Source organism: Paenibacillus agri (genome assembly GCF_013359945.1).
Classification (GTDB): domain Bacteria; phylum Bacillota; class Bacilli; order Paenibacillales; family Paenibacillaceae; genus Paenibacillus_AQ; species Paenibacillus_AQ agri.
Genome location: NZ_JABWCS010000189.1, coordinates 1 through 25,179, shown reverse-complemented (window position 1 = coordinate 25,179; position 25,179 = coordinate 1). Strand labels below are relative to the sequence as shown.

Genomic DNA, 25,179 nt, shown 5'->3' with positions numbered 1-25,179 from the left:
CCTTCCCCCACGTCTCTTTGTCTACTGAGCGCTATTTATGGTTCTTGCTCAACCAGTCGTCCATATTGGAAATAATCTGCTCCGGCGTAACTTTCTTAAAGAACAGATTTTGCAGGTTTTGATCAAATGGAGCCCGCCAGTCAATGGTCGTCTTCGCTAAATAAAGCTGGGAATCATAGGTCTGACCATTATCGAAGTACGGCTGCAAATCCTTGATGGCAGGGGCAATATCGGTAGAGGTTCCCTTAACATAGCTCAAGGATTTGATGTTCTCCACCCAGGCATCCCCGCCCTCTTTGCTGGACATGAATTCCAGGAATTTGAGTGCAGCTTCCTTGTGCTCGGTCTTGCTCCCGATAGCCAGTGACGCGTCTGCGTTAAAGTCCAGCTTGTTCAGACTCTCGTCGTTGCTGAAGGGGTACGGGAAGTAGCCCAAATCATTGTTGTACAGATCAGGATTTTTCTTCTCAATATCCGGGAGCGGCCAAGTGCCCATATACATCATGCCGACATTTCCTTTGGCAAAAAGATCGACAGCGCCGTTGTAATCCACGCCCAGCTGATCCTTGTTACCGAGCTCAAACAGCTTCGCGGCATGCTCTATGGTTGTTTTGACCGCAGGATTGTCTGCGAACTTCGCCTGACCTTTCTCTATCTTCTCGAAGAAGTCTGGCTGACCTTCTACCAAGGCACTATTGCTCGGCAGATCGCGGGTATTCCACATGGTCATCGTCCATCCGTCTTTCCAGCCAAGAGCGAACGGGGTTTTGCCGTCTGCCTTGATCTTCTCAGCGGCTGCAATCAAGGCATCATAGGTTCTCGGAACCTCCAGACCCAGATCCTTGAAGATTTTTTTGTTATAGAACACTGCAATCGGGTTCGCATTCAGCGGCATCACATAGTTCTTGCCATCTGTCGCCTGGCCTTTGACTACGCTTTCATCAAAGTTGTTCAAAAAAGGCTGGCCCGTAAGATCTGTCAGATAACCGCCGTCCGCAAAAAGCTGGGTATTGAAACCGGCGTTTAGTGTAAAGACGTCTATGACGTCACCGCCTGCCAGCTTGGTTTTGAGCAGGGTATAGTAATCATCGTATTTGACCGGCTGTATTTCGACCTTGATATTGGGATTTTCGCTCTCGAATTGCTCTACAATCTTGGCAATCTGATCGGTAAAATCGCTCTTGAAGTGCATGAACTTAATCGTCACCGGTTCTTCAGACTTTGTATTGCCTCCACTGCTGGGAGCGCCTTCGGCATTCCCGCCCGCAGACGGTGTATTATTGCCTCCGCCACATGCGGATAACAAGGTACTCAGCAGCATGACACCAAGACTGATGGACATCCATTTTTTCAACGTAATTTCCCCCTTCATCTAGTTCAAGCGTTGGACGCTATATAGAGTGAGCTTAAGGATCTGAATGCTCCGCTCGCAGTACGTGATCCTTAAGTTCAGCTTATACGGCTCTTTATGTCCTGCTTTTATCGTACCGGCTTCCGGGAGAAACCGTAATAAAATAAATGGTGCAGCGGATGTTCAATTTTTTGTAATCAGTCCCGCTGGAGATGGCTGTCCCGGTATTCCGAAGGCGTCTGTCCCGTGCTTTTTTTGAACACCTGGCTGAAATAACGCTGATTCTCATAGCCCACGAGCTCAGAGATATCGCTGATTTTCCGGTCAGAAGCACGCAGCAGCTCACATGCCTTTTCCATCCGTTTGCGGGTCAGATATTCGATGAAATTCTCCGAGGTCACTGTCTTGAACAGTTTGCTCAGGTAGCTTGGGTCCATATGAAATCTAGTGGCAATATCAATCAGACTGATATCTTCAAAGTAATGGTCATTCAAAAAAGCGGCGATGCTCTGGATCATCTGGATCGATTCGGATTCGTTCCGGTCCGTACTGTATTCCTCAATCGCCTCCAGCCAGCGGCCCAGCAGCAAAGTGACTTCCCTGCCATCCATAAGGCCTGTGATGGACTGGGGATCAAAGACCGTAGGAGAAGCCGATACCATCACCTTCAGCTCCGAGACTGCCACGTCCATAATTCTCGTCAGCTCCTGCTGAACCTCGCTCACCGTGATCACTCCGCATTCCGTTACCTTTGTCAAATAATTGTGCAGCAGCTCCCGGACCTCCTTCACATTACCGGAGGCCACCGCTTGACGGAGAGCCTGCAAATCAAAGGAAGTTAGCAGACCGCCGCCCCTGGTCTCGATTTGATCCTCTGCAGGGTATAGACCGCAGCCGGAATCATGCAGCCGGGCTCCCCCGATGGCTTTATTGGCAGCACGGAACATATGCGGCAGCTCGGCTAGTTCACTGAAAGACGGACTGAGTCCGGCGCAGACCTCCAGCTTCAGCATCCGCTGAACAGCCTTGTGGAACTCCGGTAACCAGGCAGGCCCCTGTGTCCCGGTAGTCAGCGTCCCATTCACGACCAGGCAAATTCGCAGACGATCATCCGATTTGTAGACCAGCGCCAGTTCATCCTGCAAAAGCTCATGCAAAATGTTCTCGATGCTGAACATCAGCAGATCGGCGTTGCCGTGAAACCGGGTACGGGCTGTCTCCTGAAAATGCCGGAACATCATCACTACCAGCCGGGAATGCTCCAGGCCAGAAGGAATCTGCAATTCTTCCTGATGCTTAAGGATGTCTGATGGATTAGTGATCCTTTCCGCAGTGACATTTTGCAAAAAAGCGCTCCGCTTCAGCTTGAGCAGATCCACGGCTTCTTTTTTCTGCTGCTGATGACTCCTGTAAGTGCGGCTCAGTTCCGCCGCCTTGATCATCGCGCTTCGCAGATCACCGATAGAAACCGGCTTAAGTAAATACTCGCAGGCTTGATAACGAATAGCCCCCCGCAAGTACTCGAACTGGGAATACCCGCTGATCACGATTACCCGGATGTCACTGTGATGCTCATGAAGATGCTCCAGAAATTGCAGTCCGTCCATGACCGGCATGTTCATATCGGTAACCACGATATGCGGCTTGCTGACTCCGATCAGCTTAAGCGCTTCTTCCCCATGCCTAGCTTCTGCGATGACCTCGACATCCAGAGCCAACTCGCTGATCATCTTACTGATTGCTCTGCGGCCCCAAAGTTCATCGTCTACGACCATCACTTTATACATGCTCAGCCCCCGTTTTTTTATATGGAATCCGGATTTTTACTATCGTTCCTTCGCCTAGTGTGCTATCCAGAGTAAGGCCATAAGGAGGGCCATAAAATAGCCGAATCCGCTCATGGACATTCCTCAGTCCAATGGAGACACCCGAAAACACTTCCGGTGCAGGGCTGGCAAGTGCCGCTTGCAGCTCGGCCAGCTTCTCTGTCTCCATGCCCGTTCCGTTATCACGGATGACAATCAGCACATCCTTCCCCTCACGGACAGCAGTTACGCCGATCACGAGTAGGTGATGATCCTCTTGGCCTAAAGCATGGACAATCGTATTTTCCATGATCGGCTGGAGCATAAAACGAATCATGGAGCAGTCCATCAGCTCCGACTGCACCTCAAACTCCGTCTTTAGCGATTCCTCGAACCGAAGCTGCTGGATATACAAATAGTTGTTCAGATGCGCCAGCTCTTGACCCAGCGTCGATTCCATATTGCCTTCATAGAAGCTGTAGCGAAACATATCCCCAAGGGCGCGGCACATCTCATGAATCTCATAATCCCCGATCAGCACCGCCTTGCCGCCGATCGTCTGTAACGTGTTGTACAGAAAATGCGGATTAATCTGCATTTGCAGCGCCAGAAACTGGGCTTCCTTGTTCCGCAGCTGCATTTTATACTCCTTCTCAATCAGTTCCTGGATCTTCTCCGTCATGAAGTTAAAGTTCGCCGTCAGCTCTGACAAATCATCATGCCAACGATTGGGCTTTAGTGTGGTGTTAAATTTCCCTCTCCGGACAGCACGCATCGCTTTGCCGAGATACTGAATCGGCCTTGTGATGAACTGCTGCGCCAGCAGAGAAAAGCCTGCAATGACGAGCATAACTAACACAAGCACAACAATGGTAATTCGCAGCGTGTTTCTGCGGTTATCTGCCAGCTCCGTGCTGGGATACAAGACGCTCAGCCCGACGTTGGCATGATCCAGATAGGAAGTGCTAGTTAGCAGTTCACGATTTTGCGAAAAATGCAGTTGGTGTGCATGGCTGTCGATCATCCGCTCCGGACGGACGTAGGGCTTGACCTCCCCGGCATAGGCCTCACTGGTCCGGTAAAAGGTCTCTCCGCGCTCATTCTGCAAGACGATCACATTCGGCGAGCGGTTATACTTTTCCATTTTCTTATAGAAGTCTTTCCCCTTCACATAAAAGACCAGCGAACCAAACTTCTTCTTATAGAAAGGATCGTAAATGGTCATCGCATACACAAAAAGATCCTGCTCAATCACAGGATCCGTATAAGTGAACATCAGGGAGTGCTGGAAAGGCAGATCAGGAATTTCCCGGTAATGGGGAACCTGATCATTTAGTTCAATGACGTTGTAGCTGTCGGCCCTAGACCAGCTGTCCTGGACGGTGTTATCACTTCCGAGCACGGTAATTTTGATAATATCGGCATTATTGCTAACCACAAGCCGGTAGTATCCTGCCAGCGACTCCCTGATGTCCATAATGTTGGCATCACTGTAGTTCGTACCATTCTCCATCAGATCAATGACCCGCTTGAAGCCGTAAACCTGGAGTGCCGAGGTCGATAGATTGCGAAAATACTGGTCCAGATTATCCGACACATATTCAGCATTCTGGTCAGAGCTGCGGATCATCGCCTGCTCCAGCGAGCTGGTGCTTGTCTGGTAGAACAGATAGGACAAAATCAGCAAGGGGACGAGGGAAATCACCATATTGCTCCATACGATTTTGGTCCGGATGCTCCGGTTCATAAACAGCCATTTGATCATCTCTGTGTCCCTCCTGCTGTATAAATTGAACTTTTCCTTTTAGTCTGTTCTATTATATATGACGAACTTAGGATCTGAACTTATGATCTGAACTTATGATCTGAACATAATAATATCCGAGCATAAGATCCAAACATAAGATCCAAACGTAAGTTCCAAACGTAAGCTCCAAACGTAAGCTCCAAACGTAAGTTCCAATCGTAAGTTCCAATCGTAAGTTCCAAACGTAAGCTCCAAACGTAAGTTCCAAACGTAAGCTCCAAACGTAAGCTCCAAACGTAAGTTCCAAACGTAAGTTCCAAACGTAAGTTTCAAACAGCTCCAAACGTAAGTTCCAAACAGCTCCAAACGTAAGTTCCAAACAGCTCCAAACGTAAGTTCCAAACAGCTCCAAACGTAAGTTCCAAACGTAAGTTCCAAACGTAAGTTCCAAAGGTAAGGCTCGATCGCCACTAGGGTGGATGTTTGGACTTCCGGCCGCTGTTGTCCCCGGATTTCTACTTTATGAACCACTTCTGGCGGTCGAAATCACGTGAGCTTATGCTTATGCTTACGCTTACGGGTGAGAGCTTTCCTGCGGAAAGCTTGCAGTCGTGCGCTTTCGATGCTAGCTTCCTATAGAAGCTTACAGGCATACACTACTGCTCTTACAGTTCCAAACCTTCCCTCTGCATTCTTTCTCGCTATATAGAACGCATAAAAAACAAACATTGACAAGAAAAAAGAGAGCTTTATATAAGAAGGATCGAACTGTAATTAACGGCATTTTCGTACCTTAAATCCTCTGCTGCTAAGGGTTTATGGAGATTAAGTGCAATATTGTACCTTAAATCTTCCAAAATACCCGTCCAGCGCGTTTTTTCGGAAATTAAGATACAATAATGCACTTATTTTACTCATTTATCTATTTTAAAGAAAAATAAGGTACAAAAATGCTCTTAGTTGCGAATTTCCCCTCTTATTCACCGTTAAGACGACTGGAGAAGGAGAATTTACCGCTTCTGGCGACATCGCTGAATTTGATTAGCCATGGATTATAGGTTTTGCTGCTGACAATCTATATTCCGACGCGAGCTTTCCTATGGAATGCTTTCAAGCATACGCTACCTTTGCCAGCTTTCCTATGGAATGCTTTCAGGCATACGCTACCTTTGCTAGCTTTCCTATGGAAAGCTAGCAGGCGAGCGCTCCCGTGCCTACAGTTCCAAACTTCCCCGTTTGCTCATCTTCGCTTTTTGTTATTTTCTTTTTTCGGCTTATTTGGTTGTTATTTTCTTTTATTCGTTTTGTATACATTAAATTTCCCAGTTTAAACAAGACTCACCTCAAGGTGCCAGCGGTACACTTGGCCGCCTGCAACAACGGCGACCTCGCTGCGCCGCACGGCCTCCCCGAGATGGTCCATCCGTCCGGTGGCCGGTTCCAGCGCAAGCTGATAATTGCCGCCGAATCCGCCGTAATTGGCCCAAACGGCCAGATACGGAACCTGTTCAGCGGGGTAGCTGAACGTGATGGACTCTCCAGTCGCAGGATCACTGACTGCTGCGACTCCTGTCTCCGCCTTGCCGGTGAAATAATATTTCTCGGCAAATCGTCCCTCATTCGCTTCCGTCACACTCAAATCGACGGTTCCGCCAGAGCTAGGGGCCAAAGGCCAAGGCTGTCTGTCCCCGAAGACGCCGAGCCTTTCCTCTGCCGAATAGGAAATCTCGATCTCATCGAGATTATTCGGTACATGCAGCTTCATCCCCGCCTGAACCTCCAACAGCGGATGGGCTGCCCAAAGGAAGGAGAACGGCGCAGTGGATGTGTTCGTGACGGAATAGTCTATCCGCAGCGTGCCATCCGCTGTGAAGGAATACGTCTTCTCCAGCAGGTATGGGAACTGCTCACCTTTTACCTGGCAGTGCAGGGTAGACCCTGTGTTGTGAGCTTCCCAAGGGAGTGACCATACCTCCCCATGATCCGGGATGGTCCGGCCTTGCCAAGGCTCCAGCGGATATTCACAGGCGTCGATGCAGGGAAACATCTCATCCCAGCCGCTCTCATCCCCATTCGGGAAGGGGGAACCATACCCCTCATTCCCGAGTGCTTTTTCACTACGCCATAGCCATTCCCGCCCGGTCCGGGTGCTCCGTAGCGACACCGCTTTAGCCCCAAGCCCCGGCACTATGCAGACCAAGAGCTGTGACGATTCGCCAATCCAGGCGTCATGGCCTTCGATTTTACTTTCCCGCCAATGTGTCATGATATCCCTCCCTCTAGACCACCAGAGGATGATCATCGCAGACGACCCTGCAATAATCATCCTCCAGTATACACCCGCTAGTATTCTTCCAGTATTATTCTGCCGCTATTTTGTCAGTGATGTTCATTATGTGCCACTAGCACAGGTTAAGATGGATCAGAGCTCCCTGATGATTGGCTTCCAGCGCCAGCACCTCTTGGAACCGGGCTTTGGCTTCCTCTGTGCGTCCCAATCCAAGTAATCCGAGACCCAGCATGTAGCGGCAATGGATTTCATTGCGTCTGTTCAGATCATCCTCGAAGACTAGGAAATCCGGGAGCGACACAGCAAAGTAATCAAATTCCACTTCATCGAACAGATGCTTTTCTGCGTAATCTACCAGCTTGTTGAAACGGCGTTTGCTTTCCTTCTCGACTTGTAGCTTCTGCCAAGCCAGCCCTTGATAGAAAATCATATCCGGCGGCTGATCGTTGTAATACATCGCTCCCGCTGGTTCCTCCAGCCCTTGCGAAGCGGCGTTCCAATAGAATTCGGCCTGCTCCCTGTTGCCCAAGCCCTCATACGCGTTACCCAGATAGTACAGAATATTGTTCTCTTGTGCCCCGTCCAGCTTGCCTTCCCCGAGATTCTCAGGATAGACCCGCGCCTTCAACAGCAAAGACACCGCTTCTTCATAGTTTCCTTCTTGCAATTTCTTCTTACCCAGCTCCACATGGCCGAACACATACTGTCCAGTCACCTTACCTTCTCCGCCTTCCCATGGATGGAAGTTGCGGTTTTCCAGTACCGAGATGGCCTCTTCGTGCCGCCCCAGAGAATTGAGCAAGGCCACGAACTCCACATACAGGTCATCACGCTTGCCGACAAGGTCCGAATGGGATTCCAGTTTGGCAAAGCGCCAGTCGGCAGGACGACCCAGCTTCTTGTAGAGCTGATCCAATTCATAGAAGACACGGGCATCGGCTGTGTTCAATTCAAAAGCACGTTCCAGCGACTGGAGTGCGGCCTGTGGATCATTGCGTTTGTTGAAATAAGCCAGCGCCAGATTACGGTGTACCGTTGGAAAATCGCTCTGGAGCGACGCAGCCGCTTCCCAGCGGGCGATGGCATCCGCATGGCGCTTCTTGTCATACAGCCAGTTGCCCAGATAGTAGTTCGCCATGCCATCGGCAGGGTTTGCCACAATGGCGTTCTCCAGCACAGCCAGATCTACCAGGCTGTTCGGGAAGCAGTAATCGGCAGGCGCCTGGCTGCCGGCCTGGCGGTGTGCTGCCGCAAGCTCAGCCGAGCCAAGCTGTGCGTAGGCATAGGCCAGTGTGTAATGCAGCATCGGATAAGCGGATGTGCCCGCATCCGGCGCGATTCGCGCCATGACCTGCACAGCCTCTTCATACAGGCCGGACCCGATATAATCGGCAGCCAGCTGCAGCGTGTTATGAACATCGCCGCGCATGAAGCGCTGCAGTTCAGCCAGCGCAGCTTCCGCCTGGGCGGCTTCGCCCAGCGCCAGCAGTGCCGCCCACCGTTCGTTGGCGGCTCCAAAGTCAGCGGGATCGAGCGCCAGCGTCTCTTCCGCAAAGGCCAGACCCTTCGCAGGCTTGCCCAGCCTGCGTAGCAGCGCCGCCTTCAGATGGCGCGCCTTATAGTTGCGACTGTTGCGGATGAGCGAACGCTCCACCAGCTCCAGCGCTTCACCGTATTGCCCCTGGCCGCTAGCGATGCCAGCCAGCGAGAAGTATCCGCTGTCCTGCCAAGCAGCGGACCATACGGCTTTGTAGAACGCAGCGAAGGCCTCTTCGCTCCGGTTCTGCAATTTCAAGGCCAACCCGAGCTGATAGTAGGCTTCGCTATCATAAGGGTTCGGATTCCGCCAAGTCAGCGATTTCACTGCGGTGCGGAAATGTCCCTCCGCCTCGGCAAAGCGCCCGCGGCGCAGCAGCAGCGTGCCGTAAGCTGTGTTGATCCGGATATCATCCGGGTCGCGCTTCAGCCCTTCGAGGTAATACGACTCCGGCTCAAAGGTGGCATGGCGATATTGCTCAAGGTGCAGACCGGCCAGATACAGCTGCTCGTTAGTCAATAGTTCTTCCGGCTTCGGCAGTGGCTTAGCTGCATCCGGGACCTGTTCAATGGACGGCTTCGCCGGACGGTAGGCAATCAACAGACGTCCAGAAGCATCCCTTACCGTAACCGTAAGATCATGCGGAAGGTCGCCCTCGTCCAGCGTGATGACTGACTTGTAGGTTGAGGTCGGAGAGAGTGTCACCTCATCGGAGACATAGGTGCGGCTCCGGCCCTTCAGCTCAATTACGGCACCCTCGAAGACCGATGTCGCATAGGCCAACACTGTAGCCGTGCGTTCTGTCTCATCCACTTCCAGATTGACAGCGGCTTCAATCGAAGCATTCTTGACCACGCCGATATCTTTATAAGGCATGAAATATTGCTTGAAGGATTTCTCTTCATACGGCTGGAGCCATGTGAAGTCCGGCTGGTTGTCCGTGAACACGCCTGTCATTAGCTCAATATACGGGCCGTCCTCATCCGTCAGATTGCGGTCCCACGCCTGGCCGAATTCGCCGTTGCCCCAGGTCCACTGCTTCTTACCCGGTGAGACATGATGATTCGCTACGTGCAATAATCCAGCCTGTACCCCATGATCATAACCGCCTACGAAGTTAAAGTCCGACTTGTAGGCCATATAAGAGGTCGGTACCGGGATGTTCTTGTAGCGGGAAATATCTACACCCTCGGAGTAGTCCATCTTATAATAGGTGCCAGTCGCTATCGGGAAGCGCGAGACATCGCGTTTGCCGTGGTCAAAAACCGCTGTTACGTCCGGAGGGAACACGGACTGAGTGTGATCGTTGACGGCAACCGCCGGATTCGCCCACCATAAGAAGGTTTGTGGCTCCGGTGTCCGGTTGTACATCTGCGCCGAAATCTCCAGATAAGCCTTGCCGGGATGCAGGGTGAATCCTGCGGTCACCTTGGTGCCGCTCATCCGGTCAATCTCGCTGACCCAGACCGTAGCGCTTCCGTCTTCACCCTGCTCCAGCCGGTATTCCACCGGACCAAAGGTATTGGGACGGTGATGCTGCGGCCAGTTGAACTCAATACCGCCAGAGATCCACGGCCCAGTCAGGCCGACCAGTGCAGGCTTGATAACCTGATTGTAATAAACAAAATCATAATTGTTAGTTTTGTCGATCGCCCGGTAGATCCGTCCGCCGATCTGCGGCATAATCTGAATCTGTACGAACTCATTTTCCAAAAAGACTATCTGGTAAGGCTTCATGACCTTCTCATCGTAAATTTTATCAATGACAGGAAGCGGATACACGCGTCCGGAGCTTCCCTGATAGACCCGCTTTTCCAGGAACATCGGATTCTTGTCCGGCTGTCCGACTTCATAGGTGGGAATCTCGACACTTTCCTCCCAAATCTTCACTTCTTCAATTGTTGACACGGGTGCCCATCCTCTCTTGTAAGGGATTCACTTGCTACCCTTATCTTACGAGTGAACACGCATAGACACCATTGACTATCTCATGAGGATGATGGACTATATGATGATTATAGGCCGTTGATAGATTTGACAAAGAAATTCCGCTCGAGCATAGTGTATATATGGAAAATATACGAATTGAGGAAGGCTTCAACGCCCAGAAATTAATCGTCCTGCCGGATCATATTATTAAAGACTATGCCCAGCATCCCCTGATCCGCCCGCTGCATCTGACCGATATCGGCTACTTTCCGCTCGCACAGCATCACTACAGGGAACGCCCGGAAGGCAGCGCAGCGTATATCGTTATCTACTGCATCAGCGGCGAAGGCTGGTACAGGGTGCAGGGTCAGAAGACTCAGACACTGCACAAGGGTTCCGCAGTCGTTATCCCCGCAGGAATGGCGCATGAATACGCCTCTTCCGCGGAGCATCCATGGAGTATTTACTGGTGGCATATGAAAGGAGAGAACGCCGCCGATTTCTTCTCGGGGAGCGACGGGGCATGTGAACCGATTCCGATCCCGGTCGACAAATCCTTGAAGATCGTAGAGCTGTTCGATGAGTGCTATGAGCTGCTGCAAAAAGGCTACACCCTGCACCATATCATCTATGTCTCACAACTGGCCTGCCATCTGGCGGCCATCCTGAAGTTCTCGCAGCTTCAGCCGCTCTCCAGCCAGCAGCAGCGCAACAAGCACGACATTGAGCGCTCCGTGAAATTTATGACCGAGCATCTGGAGCATAATCTGTCGCTCAAAGAACTGGCGGCAGAGAGCAACCTCTCTGTGCCACACTTTACCCACAGATTCAAAAAAACGACCGGCTATTCGCCGATCGATTATTACTTGCGCCTCAAGGTGCAGCTGGCCTGCCAGCATCTCGACCTGACAGATCACAGCATCAAGGAAATCAGCCACCGGCTGGGATTTCAGGACCCCTACTATTTCTCCAGACTGTTCAAGAAGATTATGGGTTGCTCGCCCTCGCAGTACCGCAGCACACATAAAGGGTGATAGATGCGCAACAGGCATACTGAAGCGTAAAGACACCATATCATAAGAGGGGTCCGAAAAAGCCGGTACTGATTCGAACCCTTCAAAAGCTCACCTCTTATCCCGCCCTTCCTCCTTAGAGTGATAATTCCGGTACTCCTGCGGGGTGCAGCCGACGATCTTCTTGAACAGGTAGGTGAAATACGCCGAGGTCTGGATACCGACCTGCTCGGCTACTTCATAGATTTTAACACTAGGGTCCTGCAGCAGTTCCCGTGCCAGCTTGATCCGGGTCTCCTGGACATAGTCGGAGATGGTGATGCCCATTTCTTTTTTGAATAACACACTTAGGTAGCTGGCATTCAGGTTGAATTGTTCCGCAAGCTGTTTTACCGTCCAGTTCTCCTTCACCTTCTCCTCGATAAAAACGGCGATTCTGCGAATCAGACTGCGCTGCTGGTTGAGCTGATCATGCTGGTCTTCGGTCATATAACGGTCTACAACCTCGGTCAGTACTTCAACAATCTGCAGGGTACTGCTGCAATCCAGCAGCCGCCGCCACATGAGGATATTGATTTCGCCTTCTGTTTTGCTGTGCCACTTGAGTGCCCGAATCAGCTCGCTAAGGAAGCTCATGCCGAAAGCCTGCACATGTGAAAAAGATATAGGTTCCTGCCCCAGCACCAAATCGAAAATGGATTGCATATGCCCAGACACGCCGGGGGCATCTCCCTCTTCCATCAGCTTCACCATCTTGGGCATCAATTCCTCACGCAGCCGGTAATCCTTGAAGCCCGCAGAATCGAGTTGCTCAAACCGGGCAATCTGCCCATCGGCAATCAGGCGCGACTGAGCCATCATGAACCGGACTTCTTTGTACAGCAGCTGAGCCTCTCCCCAGCCGCTGCCTTCTCTGCTGCAGCCAACGGTCACTGTGGATCCATATTGTTCCAGCACCATCTCCTGGATAAAGCTGAACTGCTTCTCCATCCGCGCCCGTTCCTCGGGACTTGCATTCAGCTCCAGCACCACGATCTCATCAGGTGCGGTTTGCCCCTGAAATAACAGGGAACCAAGGTCGGATAGGCCGATATCAATCGTTTTGCGAAAAAGCCCCCCAAGGACAACACGCTCCCTCGCCTCCTGCCCCGAGGTTAGAAAATGATCCAGACCAAAGACAATGACCCGCAGCCCCTGCTCCATCTGCGGTAGCTCCAGCAACCGCTCCCAGGAGGACAGCATCTCCTCCGTCTGAGCAATCCCGGCAATGAGGTCGCTGACAAAGCGCTCCTTCGCCACCCGGATACTCTCCGATACTTTTTGCTCCAGTTCACGGGTCTGATCTTTAATCGCATTCATCTTCTCCAGCGTCACCCGCAGCGAAGTCAGACGGCTTGCGACCTCCTCCAGTTTAAGCGGTTTCAAAACATAAGCCTGAGCTCCCACATCAATGGCGTCGCGGACAAACTCAAATTCGTTATATCCGCTAATCATCAGCACCTGCAGCTGAGGGTACATCCGCTTGGCATACGCTACCAGCTCTATCCCGCTCATTTCCGGCATCGATACATCCGAGATCAGCACATCAAAAGCCGTCCCCTTAAGCAGCTCCAGCGCTTCCTCACCTGATTCACAGGTCATCGGCTGCTCGTAACCAAGGCTCTCCCATTCTATATAACGGACCAGCCCATAGACATTGGACGGTTCATCATCCACAATCAGTACCTTCAGCATGCTACACATCCTTTCCCAGACTCATTGGTTCGGTACAAGCCGGGAACTTGATCGTCACCAGCGTCCACTCGCCTGCTTCACTCTCGATCTCAAATGACGCTTCCCCGCCAAAATAAAGACTGAGCCGCTCTTTAATATTGGCTGTCCCGAAGCCGTTGCTTCTATTTTTACTCACCGTTCGTCCCTCCCGGACATCCTTCAGCTCCTCGGCCGGGATTCCTTTTCCGTTGTCAAAGACGGTGAGCGCAATCTTCTCCTGTTCATACCGTACAGAAATAATAATCAGGGCATCTTTCTTACGCGTAATGGAACCATGCTGATAACAATTTTCTACAATCGGCTGCAAAATCGTCTTGACGGTAAAATAACGGAGCGCCTCCTCATCAATCTCCCATTCCACCTGCACCCGGTCCGGATAACGAAGCTGCTGAATTTCCATATAAGCCTGCACATGCTGGAGTTCTTCTGCAATCGGCACTACGCTGATGTTATTATTGAGCGTTAGCCGGTAAAAGACCGTGAGCGCGTCGATAATCCGAAGCTGTTCTTCATCCTGTAAATCCAGTGCCCGCCAGCGAAGCAATCCCAGCGAGTTATAGACAAAGTGGGGATTAATCTGCGCCTGCAGCGCCTTGAAGGCTTGCTCCTTCTCCATTACACCAGCCATGCGGATATCCTGCACCAGCTTGCCCAGCCGGCCGGACATGGAATTGAAGATATTCTCCAGTTCGCCCAGCTCATCATGCCCTGAGCTCCGCACCATGACCTCAAATTCACCGCGGGACAGGTCGCTCATCCGGTTGCCCAGCCTGCGGATGCGCAGCACGATGTTCTTGATAATAGTCAGCATCAGGAAGATGGACAAGAGCAAGAAGAAGGCCATAATACTGATCATCAGAATCAGTACGGTCCAATTCTGGCCGTCTACAAATTTCGCATGAATAACAGCAACAACCTGCCAGCCTGAAGATAGCGGCTTACTGATCACCAGCGCTTTGGTTTCATGCGGATTGTAGACATTGGCGTTCACCGGTTTAGCCGCCTTCCCTCCGGCAGCTTCATCCGGAAGCATGCGGTTCCCGATGACTTCGCGGTTTGTCCCCGCCAGAATCTGACGAGAGCTATCGATCACATACAGGCTCCCGTTGTCCTTAAACGGCTGACCCAGCAAATCGCCGAAGACGGCATCGTAATTCAGCAGGATATAGACTGCACCCAGAATATTTCCCGTCGGGTTGATAATTTTACGGGAGAGAACAATCTGGTTCGGATTACCGGGAACACTAGCCCAGTGCAGTGAATCCGGGGAATTCACCACCTCTTCGAACCAGGATTGTTCATCCCGTCCGGCCAGAGGACGGTCCTCCGGGCGCCACAGCAGCTGTCCGTCCTGCACTAGGGTGTCGTTGGTATGATAGATACGGAAATCCGCGATTCCCGGCAAATATTTGCTTGTAACCAGAAACGTCCGATCCACATAGTTAACCGTATCCACAATATCCGCCCGGTCTGTATATTCCCGCCCCAGCCGGGCCACGAGCTCACCGTCGGTGGCGGTGCGGACAGCTAACAGATCATAGCTCTGTTTGCCAAAATCCACATTGCGCGCCGTCTGCCGGACTGCCTCATCAACCGTAGCCAGAAAGCTGTTATGAAAGCTTTGAATGACCAGGTAAATGGCACCGCTACCAAGCAGCAGCGTCGGAATCAGCAGGATTAGAATATACATGGATAAAATTTTGCCGTACAGATCCATCCCTTGTGTGAACCCGATAATCCTGCGCTCCAACCATTGTCTCAAGAAAGTTCCTCCTCCCGCCATCCCCCATGTATAAAACCGTCTTAAAACAGGAATAAACGGGAGCCCTTCCCCCAAAAAAAGGAAGGTCCCCGTTCTTCGATGTCCTGACAGGAGGCGCCGTCATCCGGCGGTGCTGCATTTTACTTGCTTGCCTGAGCTTGCAACTCCTCATGCCATTCATTCTTTAGCTCGCTCCAGTGTGCGCGCTTCTCCAAGGCACCCTGGAATTCCGTCCAGGCCTGTTCGAACCCGGCCTCATCCTTGGCCATGATCAGCTTGGCCTTGTATTCCTTGCGCACATTTTCCAGCTCCGGCAGGTACTTTTCCCAAAGACCGCCCGGTTTAGCTTTAACCATATCATAGTCCTCGGCCACGCGGGCACCGCCCATTTTACCGATACTTTCGGTGAATTCAATAGTTTTGAGTCTGCCCTTAGGATCGGTTACGCCATAGTTCCACCAAGGATACCATTTGTTGCTGTAAGAAGAGGTCGCATATAGCTCCGGTGTCGTACTTGCTTTCTTGGCGGAGTCTCCGGAATCATGCAGCTCTTTGTACTTGGCATCTGTGTATGTCCATTTACCCAGCGGCTGATCTACCCAATCCCAGAACACTCCGGCCGGCCCTTCGTTGGCTACCTGCTGCTGCTCAGGTTTTTGCTGCAATGTGTAATCAAAGAAGGAAAGGATGGCTTCCAGATTCTTTGTGTTCTTGTTGATATATACATCGTTTGCCGGGTACGGATTGATGATTTGATTCGCACCGACATGCGGGGCGCCTGGAACTGTCGGATATGGAATGACATCATAGAACCACGCGGGTTCGGTTGGGCCATCCAACGTTTCCCACAGGGAAGCGTCCATGTTGAAGAATCCGCCTACGTTCATAGCTACCCGGCCAGTCTTGTTCTTCTCCTTGTAGCGTTCCTTCTTATCAGTGATCGCTTCAGGATCAAGCAGGTTCTCTCTGTACAGCTTGTTCATCCATTGGTAGGCCGCTTTGTACTGCGGGTTGTCATAGATGAATTCGTAATCGTTACCCTTCTTCTCTACTGGAATGACGCCGCCTGCCGAGCTGACGGTCACACCGAAGGTACTGAGGACAACGTTCTCGTCATTGGCATCCGACATGAAGCTGAGCGGGAGCAGATTTTTGCCGGATGCATCCTTCTGGCCTGCTGCCAGCTTCAGATACTTCTCCACACCCTCAATCGTTTTCAGATCGTCCTTGGTCATGCCGACCTTCTCCAGCACATCGCTGCGGACGAACCAGCCCAAGGAAGCCCAGCCCGGCCACGGGTCTGCAGGATCCTGATCAAACCAGGTCGGGATCGACCAGATGTGACCGTCGGCATCCTTCATTTTATCAAGATATACTTTAGGGATGGCCGCCAGACTTGGATATTTATCCGGCATATCGAAATATTGCTCCAGCGGAAGAACGCTCTTCGAACGAATCATGGCATTGGTCACCACATCGCCGCGAGAGAAAATGGCTGCATCTTCAAAACCGCCAGTGTTCAGCTTCAGATTTAACTGAGTCATGGCATCACCCTGCGTAGACTCCAATTGAACGTTGATACCCGGCTCTTTCTCTCTCCAATACTTCTGTACCATGCTGTCATTGTTGACGGTCGCCGACCAGCCGAGCCACAGCTTGAATGTCTTGGAACCGCTGGCGCCTTCATCTGTGCCAGGTGTGCCTGCACCGCCTGAGCATGCGGTCAGTACAGAAACTAGCATGGCAGTACTAAGTACTGCTGCCCCTTTATTTCTCCAGCTACGTAGATTCACTATTTATCCCCCTCATGGATAACAGATTGGTATATTGTTGTTGCCTCATACCCACTAATACAGGAGCTGCATCATCCCTTGACGGAACCGATCAGAACCCCTTTGACAAAATACTTTTGCAGGAACGGATACACACAGAGAATCGGAATCGCACTCACCATTACGGTAGCCATCTTAATGGACATCAGCGTTACGTTGGAGAGCATCGTTCCCCGTGCCAGTGCTTCCTGGTTATTGTTGGAGCCGAGCACTGTAGAAATATCCTGAGCGGACAAGAGCTGCTGCAGGAAGGTCTGCACCGGAATGAGATTCTGATCGCTGACATAGAATGCGCCGGCGAACCAGTCATTCCAATGACCTACTGCGGTAAATAATCCGATGGCCGCCAGCATAGGCTTGGAGAGTGGCAGCACGACTACGAACAGAATTCGCAGCGGATTCGCGCCGTCGATCTCAGCGGATTCTATTAGCGCCTCGGGAATGCCCTGAATGAATTTCATCATGACGAACATGTTCCAAGCCGAGAAGGCTGACGGAATAATATACACCCAGAAGGAATTCAGCAGGGACAGATTGTTCAGCTGAATGTACAGCGGGATCAATCCGCCGCTAAAGAGCATCGTGAGCAGAACGTAAGCGAGAATCTGCTTTCTGAATGGTAGCATCCGGTAAGATATGCCGAACGCCATCAGGAGCGTCACCGCAAGTCCGATCAGCGTTCCCAGCACCGTCCGGGCAATCGTAATCAGGTAAGCATGACGGATTACAACGTTGCCAAGTACAATTTCATAATTGTACAGCGTGAACTCCCGCGGCCATAGATACACCCCGCCCTTGGCAGCATCGCTACCAACGTTGAGGGAAACTGCCAGCATATACAGGAACGGATAGATGACCGATACGCAGAGCAGGGACAGTAGAACAATAATGATCACCTGGGCTGTTCTATCTCTTAACGAAGTCTTCATCTCTCTACCAAAGCCCCTCTCCATTGAATTTGCGGGCCAGCTGATTCGTAACGAGTACCAGAATCAAACTGATCACTGAAGATAACAGACCGATCGCAGTAGCCATTCCGAAATAGCCTTGCTGCAAGCCGCTGCGTAAAATGTACGTATCCAGCACATCTGCAACCGGCTGGTTGGCCGGATTCATCAGCGGATAGATCTGATCCATCCCCACTGCAATCAAGCTCGGCATGCTGAGGATCAGTACAATCGCAATGGTCGGCATCATACCCGGCAACGTGATATGGCGAATCTGTGCGAGTCTGCCTGCGCCTTCCACCTTCGCCGCTTCATAGAGCTGCGGGTCAATAGTCGTGATTGCTGCGAGATACAGAATCGTATTCCAGCCGACTTCCTTCCACAGGCCGCTCGCCACAATCATCGGACGGAACCACTCGGTCGAACCAAGGAAGAAAACCGGATCTCCGCCCATATTGACGATCAGCTGGTTGACTAGACCGCCATCGAGGGTCAGCAGGGACTGTAGAATGTAAGCCACCACGATCCATGAAAAGAAGTGAGGCAGATAACTGACCGATTGCACGAAACGTTTAAAAGCGTTATTTCTGACTTCGTTAATGAGTAATGCCAGTATGATCGGTGCAGGGAACCCGAATATAAATTTGAGTAAAGCAATCCAAATCGTATTTTTCACTACAATCCAGAATTGGTCATCCTGCAAGAAAGAAAAGTTCTCCAGCCCTACCCACGGGCTGTTCCAAATCGTCCCTCCGATATGGAAATCCTTGAAGGCGACTTGAATGCCGGCCATCGGAATATAACTGAATAGAAACAACAGCACTACAGCCGGCAGAATCATTACATATTGCCAGCGGTATTTAGAGAGTCTTGCAAGCATTTCATCACCTCTTTCAGCACGTTAATCATCTTGTATTGTCATTATAGTGCTGTTCTGTAAGCGCATCCATATAACAACGATTGGATTTTTGTCGTTATGATTGGAACTTGATGGCTGAAAGAAAGTGTATCAGCTAAAGCGTTTGATTTCTTGTAGTAGATTACCGCAGAGAATGTACTATTTTAACACCGGTATGAAGGACAGCAAAAAAAATAACCCGTAAGCCGTCGCCTCAGCAGAGGTTCGTCTTACGGGTTATTTATCCATTCAGAACTGGGCTAATTATTTTCCGCCCCAAAGCTTCATACGTTCTTCATACTTCTGGTTGATAATCTCTTCTACCTTCTCATCGCCAGCCTTTTTCATATCGTCAAGCATCTTGTCGAATGTGGCATTAGCTTCAGCTTCAGTAGGAGCAATGATTACTCGGGTAGTGCTTTGTTCCATAATATCTTTAACCTTCTGAGCTGTCAGTGCTTCAGGTGTTCCGCCATCAGGAGTCAGGTTATCATATTCCGCTGTATCCCAAACGGAATCCCCAAGATTCTTGATCGCCATTTCATCTACTTCGTTGCGTTGGAATTTAACCGCCATATCGTAAGGCTGTCCGTTTGGATCCAGACCATTCTTGATGAACCACAGCCATTTGCGGACGCCGCTCTTCTTCACGGTATCATCCCAGTTATCTTTGAAGCTTTGCAAGAATGCAGGATCCGGTTCTCTCTTGCCATCTACCATCGTGTAGTTGGTTCCTTCTTGACCCCACAGCAGCAAATGCTGACCTTCATCACTTGCCAGGAAGTTGAACAGTTTCATTGTTTCTTCAGGGTGCTTGTTATTCTTCGTGATAGCGATTGCATCCCATCCCAGCGAGCTTCTTGGTCCAAATGTTGTTTGGGCAGGGTCTGTACCTGGTGCAACAACCTTGTACGGGAAGAGCTGGTTATCTACGCCGCCATCCTTCTTCAAAGCTGCATTACCATTACCTGGATCCCAATAAGCGCCTGGTGAGGAGAATACTGCGCCAGTAGCCAGCTTTTGAATCCATGTTTGCGTTTTACTAATAGCAAATTCTTTCTCGATCAGACCTTCTCTATACAAACGGTTCACATAGAGCAGCATCTCACGATACTTCGGATCCTTTACATCATACTGCAATTTTCCATTGTTATCGTAGTAGGTTTTCAGGCCCCACATACCTTTGAACGTTCCAAGATTGGCGCCCATATTCTCACCGTTCATTGTCATCGGAACGGATTCTTTTCCATCAATAGTTTTGTGTTTCTCTTTAAAATCTTTCAATATTTTTTCCAGATCGTCAGTTGTGAGTGGTGTAGTACCATCTGCCTTATCCGGAGCCAGTTCCGAAAGCAGATTTTTTCTCATCAGCATCCCGAAGACAGGATCACTATCCAGTCCATACCAGTTCGCCAAATAATAGTTTTGGCCGTCTTTATAGCGTGTTTTAGTCAATGTGTCGCCATACATTTCTTTCACATCAGAACCATATTTCTCAATCAACTCATCGAGCGGTACGAATGCTCCGCTTGTAATATACTTATCGAGTGAAGCGTCCCCACGGCTCATTACCACTACGTCCGGGTAGTCACCGCTGGCAAGCATCAAGCTCAGCTTCTCTGTCGGGTTTCCGGTAGGCTGTTGTATAGAGAGCGAAATGCCTGTCTTTTTAGTAATTTCCTGTGCTACAGCATCAGTAAAGGGCTCTCCCTTTGTATTAGAATCAAACCAGGTTAGTGTAATCGGCTCTTGTTTTGTATTGTCTCCGGCCGTTTGGTTTGTATTGTCTTTTGCGTCATTTGAACCACATCCCGCCAGTAAACCAGCAGCTAGTGCAGCCGTAATACCTACGCTCATCCATTTGTTTTTCTTTATCATTGACACCCTAATTCCTCCCATTGAATAAGTTACTTTACATGTCGTTCAAGCAACCAAGCAAGTCTGTCACCTCACCCCCCTTCAGGGCCGCCAGCCGGACAAGTCTTCTCCAGCTGGCGTTCGGTTTTATTTAACCATATTAACTCTTAACAGCACCCAAAGTCATACCCTTGACAAAGTACTTTTGCAGGAATGGATATACAAGCACGATAGGCAAGGTCGCAACCATCGTCGCTGCCATTCGGATCGTATCGCTTGAAACGGCATTCCGCTTGGCCGAGTTGGCTAGCATCTGCGTCTGTGACACCATACTTCCGGTCTGGAACTGGCTTAATATTTTAACGAGTACGGCTTGCAAGGTTTTCAGGTCTGAACTGTAGGTGAACGCATAGGAGTCAAACCAGGAATTCCAATGTCCAATGGCCTGGAAGAGTCCGACGGTTGCAAGCACAGGCGTTGTCAGCGGCAGAACAATCCGGAAGAAAATCGTCAAATCGTTCGCTCCGTCTACCTTTGCTGACTCTTCAATCTCATAAGGCAACCCCTCCATAAAGGTCCGTACAATAATCATATAGAAGACGTTCATCAAACTTGGCAGAATGAATACGGAGAACGTATCAATCATGTTCAGCGCTTTTAGAACCATATAATAAGGAATCAGACCACCGGCAAAATACATTGTGAAGACGAAGTAAAGGTTCCATCCTTTGCGTCCTACCAAATTCCGGCGGCTTAGCGGATAAGCCAGCATCGTAATAACGAGGACTGACAGCGGTGCACCGATCACGGTCCGTTTCACGGTTACCCAGAGACCGTTCATGATCTCACTGTCTTTCAATATCTGATTGTAGCTGTCCAGCGTCCACGCTCTTGGCCATAAGTAGACGCCTCCTCTTACCGTATCCTCCGCGCTATTTAATGAAAGAACGAGAATGTTCCAAAAAGGCAGGAATGTAACCAGCAATACAATTGTGAGAATGAGGTACACAAAGAATTTAAAGAAATAATCTCCGAATCTACTTGAAACCATCGCAAGCGCTCCTCTCCTGTTTTTATTTAGAACAACGCCTGGTCGTTCACTTTTCTGGAAATGTTATTCACAATCACTACTAGAATAAAGGCGACGACTGATTTAAACATCCCCACGGCAGCCCCGTAAGAGAACATGCTGTTCTGTAGTCCGTATTTATAAGCATAAATATCGATAACTTCCGAATATTCAAGGACTGTATTATTTTGCAGCAGGTATTGCTGTTCGAAGCCTGCATTCAGAATGCCACCGACTGCGAGAATCCCCAGAATTACGATGGTTGGGCGCAGGGCTGGCAGCGTAATATGCCACATTTGGCGGAACCGGCTGGCTCCATCCACTCTTGCTGCTTCGTAAAGCTCCGGGTTAATGGCCGAAATCGCTGCAAGGTACATAATTGCGCTAAAACCCATTTCTTTCCACATATTTGATAAGGCGATAATCCACCAGAACAACGGTCCATTTTGCAGGAAGGCTACCGGTTCTTTGATCACTCCCAGCATAACCAGGAAGTTGTTAAGCATTCCATCCGAGGCAAGCAGTGTAATTACAATGTTTGCTGCGATAACCCAGGAGATAAAATGCGGCAGATAAGAAACCGTCTGTGTAAAACGCTTGAAGAATCCTTGTTTGGCTTCATTCAGCATCAATGCAAGTATGATTGGAGCAGGAAATCCGAATAACAGCGTCAGCAAGCTTGTTGCAAGCGTATTCCGCATTACCCGATAGAAATCTCCTGTGCTAAAGAAATATTCAAACCACTTTAAGCCAACAAATTCAGCACCAAAGAACTGATGTAAAAATGATCCTCCACCCGGCTGATAATTCGTAAATGCCATATACAATCCAAACATAGGACCGTAAGAAAACAGCAATGTCGCAATAAAGGCAGGGAACATAAGTACAAATAACCACTTTTGTTCTTTTAGTCTGTACCACAGACTGTTGCCCCTGACTGTTTTGATAGCGCTTGCTTTATACATCAAATACCCTCCCTTTCTCTTTACACAGCATGCCTAGCCATCTCTTGGCTTTACTTCTCTCCTCCTTATCTTAAGGCCGCTACAGGTTCCTTTCTATACTTGAATCCTCCGAAAGATACCGCTTTTTAAAGATGTTTCGCCGCAAACTATTGTTGGATTTCGATATTCAGTCTGCTATGATAAACTTGGAAAACTTGTCTTTGTGAGTCAGGAAAAATATGTATATCACTGCCTGTTAGTCATTAAGGTACACCAAATACTCCTTAGAGAAAGGGCTTCTTCGATGCGTCAGTTTTATAGAAAATACTTCTACATGCCGTTCCTGGATCTAAGCTTTCGTTCCAAGCTGTTCCTGGTGTTTGTCCTGGTCACCATTGTTCCAATGATGCTGTTGGCCTACATATCATTCGAGCTGACAAAGTCCAAGCTCACAGAACAAATCTATATCAATATGATGAATTCAACCGCCCAGATCACCAAGAATCTGGAGAACAAGCTGGATAGTTATGAACATATTTCAGCTTCTATTTATTTGGATAGTAGATTGGCCAGTTATCTGACAAGCGAATATCAGGATGACCCTTCTTACCTGGATGTCTATAAATACATTGCTAATCGAATTGACACAGTGATGGCTGCTTACCCTGATTTTGATAGCGTATTCATTTATTCAAATAATGCATCGCTGCCCAAAGACAACTACTATATCAAACCGGTTACACCGGAAGTTGAAAAGACAGAATTGTTCAAGCAGTTGCAGCATACTTACGGTAATATTGTTCATTTGTCCTCGCCGCAAACCCAGGATAGTCCCGCCATGTTCACACTGGCCAGGCAGCTTAATAATAACCGCAACCAATATCCGTACGGAATTCTGGTCTTCAGTATATCCGAATCGGTAATTTACTCCTTAATGGAGAAGGAGGCTGGCGGGGAAGGGAAAGACATCTTTATCATCAACAATGACGGTGTGATCCTGTCTTCCGCCGACAAACAGCTGTTGAACACGAATTTGCCGGATCTGCTGGACCATCAGTTTGATGAGGCATCATCAGGCAGATTCGATACTACGTACAACGGGGTCAAGGCTTTTGCCGTCTACAATACGCTCAAAAACGGCTGGAAGACAGTGTCCATCTTCCCGTATGACAGCATCATCAAGAACGCCCGCTCCTTATCGCAAACGATCATCAAAATCTCGCTGGCCTTTATTGGCGTGGCTCTGCTGCTTATTTATATCACTGCGTCGCTGTTCAGCAAACGTATCCGCATGTTAATCCGCATGATCCGGCGCATTGAGCGAGGCGATTTCACTACGACCAAGGACGAGCAGCTCGGCAATGATGAGATTGGACAGCTGCATTTTGCTTTCCGGCAAATGACGAACCGCCTGAAAAGCCTCATTACCGAGGTGTACCAGAAAGAGCTGCTGGGCAAGGAAGCTGAGCTGGATTTGCTGCAAGCCCAGATTAACCCTCATTTTCTGTACAATACGCTGGGCTCCATCTCCTCCTTGGCTATCAAGCATCAAGACCAACGGATTCAGGATATGGTCCTGAATTTAGCCAAGTTCTACCGTATCTCTCTCAATAAGGGGAAGAGCATCCTGACGATCAATGAGGAAATTAGGCTAACGAAAAGCTACAATGCCATTCAGTTGATTCGCTTCAAAGGGCAGCTGAATATTACCTACACGATTGATGAAGCCATCCTGCCCTACTCTACGGTGAAGCTGACCTTGCAGCCTTTTATTGAAAACGCGGTCATTCATGCCGTGTGGAATCAGGAGAGCCCGCTGAATATTCACATCAAAGGGATCATCGAGGACAACGACATTATCCTGTCCGTGATCGATGACGGTATGGGGATGAGACCAGACAAGTTACAAACACTGTTGGAGGACAAGCCTGGACGGGGCTATGGCATATCGAACGTGGATCGGCGAATCAAGCTGAAATTCGGGGAGCGTTATGGCGTAAAAGTGTACAGCAGACTGGGCATAGGGACCACAGTTCAGATCCGCCTGCCGCAAAAGGTGATGTTGTAACGAGGGCGTAGTTTCTTAATTGTTACGAGTAGTTGCTTCTAGTATTGTTTCTAGTGTTCTTTCTAGTGTTCTTTCTAGTGTTCTTTCTAGTGTTCTTACGAGTAGTTATTCCTAGTAGGATGTCCGCGGTCGCTAAGGTGGTAAATTTGGTGCTCACACCGCCGCCTAACGGACCCCAGAGACCTTATTGTCTATATATTCGACCGCTAGGGAAGCTAACGGACTCAGGTGACTCTATAGGCTGGCGTCTGATTAAAATGCGGGGTTTTGGAGTAAATAGCGGCGCTGGAGTCCGTTACATGTCTAAAACCCAGTTGTAATCGCAAATAGCGGCTGTACAGTCCGTTACACTCTTTG

At 49.7% G+C, this 25,179-nt stretch carries 15 protein-coding genes; 2 read left to right on the top strand and 13 right to left on the bottom strand.

The window, feature by feature from the left end; translation table 11 throughout:
* Nucleotides 1-31 precede the first annotated feature (31 nt).
* The 5 genes from HPT30_RS04315 to HPT30_RS04295 all read right to left on the bottom strand — a co-directional run bounded on the left by HPT30_RS04315 (nucleotide 32) and on the right by HPT30_RS04295 (nucleotide 10,638).
* The gene (locus HPT30_RS04315) at nucleotides 32-1,354 is read right to left on the bottom strand and encodes an ABC transporter substrate-binding protein (RefSeq protein WP_175370250.1); all 1,323 of its coding nucleotides are present in this window, start codon (nucleotides 1,352-1,354) and stop codon (nucleotides 32-34) included.
* A gap of 194 nt (nucleotides 1,355-1,548) precedes the next feature.
* Entirely contained in the window at nucleotides 1,549-3,138 is a 1,590-nt protein-coding gene (locus HPT30_RS04310) for a response regulator transcription factor (RefSeq protein WP_175370249.1), read from the bottom strand.
* Nucleotides 3,131-4,921, bottom strand: a complete 1,791-nt coding sequence (locus tag HPT30_RS04305) for a sensor histidine kinase (RefSeq protein ID WP_175370248.1) — start codon at nucleotides 4,919-4,921, stop codon at nucleotides 3,131-3,133. The genes HPT30_RS04310 and HPT30_RS04305 overlap by 8 nt, the downstream gene beginning before the upstream one ends.
* A gap of 1,309 nt (nucleotides 4,922-6,230) precedes the next feature.
* The gene (locus HPT30_RS04300) at nucleotides 6,231-7,169 is read right to left on the bottom strand and encodes an aldose epimerase family protein (protein ID WP_175370247.1); all 939 of its coding nucleotides are present in this window, start codon (nucleotides 7,167-7,169) and stop codon (nucleotides 6,231-6,233) included.
* 136 nt (nucleotides 7,170-7,305) lie between these two features.
* Nucleotides 7,306-10,638: a DUF5107 domain-containing protein gene (locus HPT30_RS04295; protein WP_312876292.1), complete on the bottom strand. Its 3,333-nt coding sequence runs from the start codon at nucleotides 10,636-10,638 to the stop codon at nucleotides 7,306-7,308.
* A gap of 161 nt (nucleotides 10,639-10,799) precedes the next feature.
* Here HPT30_RS04295 and HPT30_RS04290 point away from each other — a divergent pair, with 161 nt between their 5' ends.
* Nucleotides 10,800-11,693 (top strand): AraC family transcriptional regulator, encoded by an 894-nt coding sequence (locus HPT30_RS04290; protein WP_175370246.1) that lies wholly within the window; start codon nucleotides 10,800-10,802, stop codon nucleotides 11,691-11,693.
* A 90-nt stretch (nucleotides 11,694-11,783) separates the two neighbouring features.
* Here HPT30_RS04290 and HPT30_RS04285 read toward each other — a convergent pair whose 3' ends face one another.
* The 8 genes from HPT30_RS04285 to HPT30_RS04250 all read right to left on the bottom strand — a co-directional run bounded on the left by HPT30_RS04285 (nucleotide 11,784) and on the right by HPT30_RS04250 (nucleotide 22,775).
* Nucleotides 11,784-13,406, bottom strand: coding sequence for a response regulator (locus HPT30_RS04285; RefSeq protein WP_246316923.1), 1,623 nt, complete (start codon nucleotides 13,404-13,406; stop codon nucleotides 11,784-11,786).
* Nucleotide 13,407: 1 nt separating this feature from the next.
* Nucleotides 13,408-15,207 carry a cache domain-containing sensor histidine kinase gene (locus HPT30_RS04280; protein WP_246316922.1) on the bottom strand — a complete coding sequence of 600 codons (1,800 nt, stop codon included), beginning with the start codon at nucleotides 15,205-15,207 and terminating at the stop codon, nucleotides 13,408-13,410.
* Between the two features lie 140 nt (nucleotides 15,208-15,347).
* A complete protein-coding gene (locus tag HPT30_RS04275; RefSeq protein ID WP_312876291.1) occupies nucleotides 15,348-17,000 on the bottom strand; it encodes a type 2 periplasmic-binding domain-containing protein in 1,653 nt (550 codons plus the stop codon).
* Nucleotides 17,001-17,071: 71 nt separating this feature from the next.
* Complete coding sequence (locus tag HPT30_RS04270; protein WP_175370244.1) at nucleotides 17,072-17,968, bottom strand: carbohydrate ABC transporter permease; 897 nt, start codon at nucleotides 17,966-17,968, stop codon at nucleotides 17,072-17,074.
* A gap of 4 nt (nucleotides 17,969-17,972) precedes the next feature.
* On the bottom strand, nucleotides 17,973-18,866 hold the full coding sequence (locus HPT30_RS04265; RefSeq protein WP_175370243.1) for an ABC transporter permease: 894 nt from the start codon (nucleotides 18,864-18,866) through the stop codon (nucleotides 17,973-17,975).
* 282 nt (nucleotides 18,867-19,148) lie between these two features.
* Nucleotides 19,149-20,762: an extracellular solute-binding protein gene (locus HPT30_RS04260; RefSeq protein WP_217622249.1), complete on the bottom strand. Its 1,614-nt coding sequence runs from the start codon at nucleotides 20,760-20,762 to the stop codon at nucleotides 19,149-19,151.
* 139 nt (nucleotides 20,763-20,901) lie between these two features.
* A complete protein-coding gene (locus HPT30_RS04255; protein ID WP_175370242.1) occupies nucleotides 20,902-21,792 on the bottom strand; it encodes a carbohydrate ABC transporter permease in 891 nt (296 codons plus the stop codon).
* 26 nt (nucleotides 21,793-21,818) lie between these two features.
* On the bottom strand, nucleotides 21,819-22,775 hold the full coding sequence (locus HPT30_RS04250; RefSeq protein WP_175370241.1) for an ABC transporter permease: 957 nt from the start codon (nucleotides 22,773-22,775) through the stop codon (nucleotides 21,819-21,821).
* Nucleotides 22,776-23,058: 283 nt separating this feature from the next.
* Here HPT30_RS04250 and HPT30_RS04245 point away from each other — a divergent pair, with 283 nt between their 5' ends.
* Nucleotides 23,059-24,822, top strand: a complete 1,764-nt coding sequence (locus HPT30_RS04245) for a cache domain-containing sensor histidine kinase (RefSeq protein ID WP_175370240.1) — start codon at nucleotides 23,059-23,061, stop codon at nucleotides 24,820-24,822.
* The last annotated feature ends 357 nt before the right edge of the window (nucleotides 24,823-25,179 follow it).

What these genes read in the sequence shown, in the direction of transcription:
- HPT30_RS04310 (WP_175370249.1), bottom strand. Translation starts at nt 3,138, where the DNA reads ATGTATAAAGTGATGGTCGTAGACGATGAACTTTGGGGCCGCAGAGCA.
- HPT30_RS04305 (WP_175370248.1), bottom strand. Translation starts at nt 4,921, where the DNA reads ATGATCAAATGGCTGTTTATGAACCGGAGCATCCGGACCAAAATCGTA.
- HPT30_RS04300 (WP_175370247.1), bottom strand. Translation starts at nt 7,169, where the DNA reads ATGACACATTGGCGGGAAAGTAAAATCGAAGGCCATGACGCCTGGATT.
- HPT30_RS04290 (WP_175370246.1), top strand. Translation starts at nt 10,800, where the DNA reads ATGGAAAATATACGAATTGAGGAAGGCTTCAACGCCCAGAAATTAATC.
- HPT30_RS04285 (WP_246316923.1), bottom strand. Translation starts at nt 13,406, where the DNA reads ATGCTGAAGGTACTGATTGTGGATGATGAACCGTCCAATGTCTATGGG.
- HPT30_RS04270 (WP_175370244.1), bottom strand. Translation starts at nt 17,968, where the DNA reads ATGAAGACTTCGTTAAGAGATAGAACAGCCCAGGTGATCATTATTGTT.
- HPT30_RS04265 (WP_175370243.1), bottom strand. Translation starts at nt 18,866, where the DNA reads ATGCTTGCAAGACTCTCTAAATACCGCTGGCAATATGTAATGATTCTG.
- HPT30_RS04260 (WP_217622249.1), bottom strand. Translation starts at nt 20,762, where the DNA reads ATGATAAAGAAAAACAAATGGATGAGCGTAGGTATTACGGCTGCACTA.
- HPT30_RS04255 (WP_175370242.1), bottom strand. Translation starts at nt 21,792, where the DNA reads ATGGTTTCAAGTAGATTCGGAGATTATTTCTTTAAATTCTTTGTGTAC.
- HPT30_RS04250 (WP_175370241.1), bottom strand. Translation starts at nt 22,775, where the DNA reads ATGTATAAAGCAAGCGCTATCAAAACAGTCAGGGGCAACAGTCTGTGG.
- HPT30_RS04245 (WP_175370240.1), top strand. Translation starts at nt 23,059, where the DNA reads ATGCGTCAGTTTTATAGAAAATACTTCTACATGCCGTTCCTGGATCTA.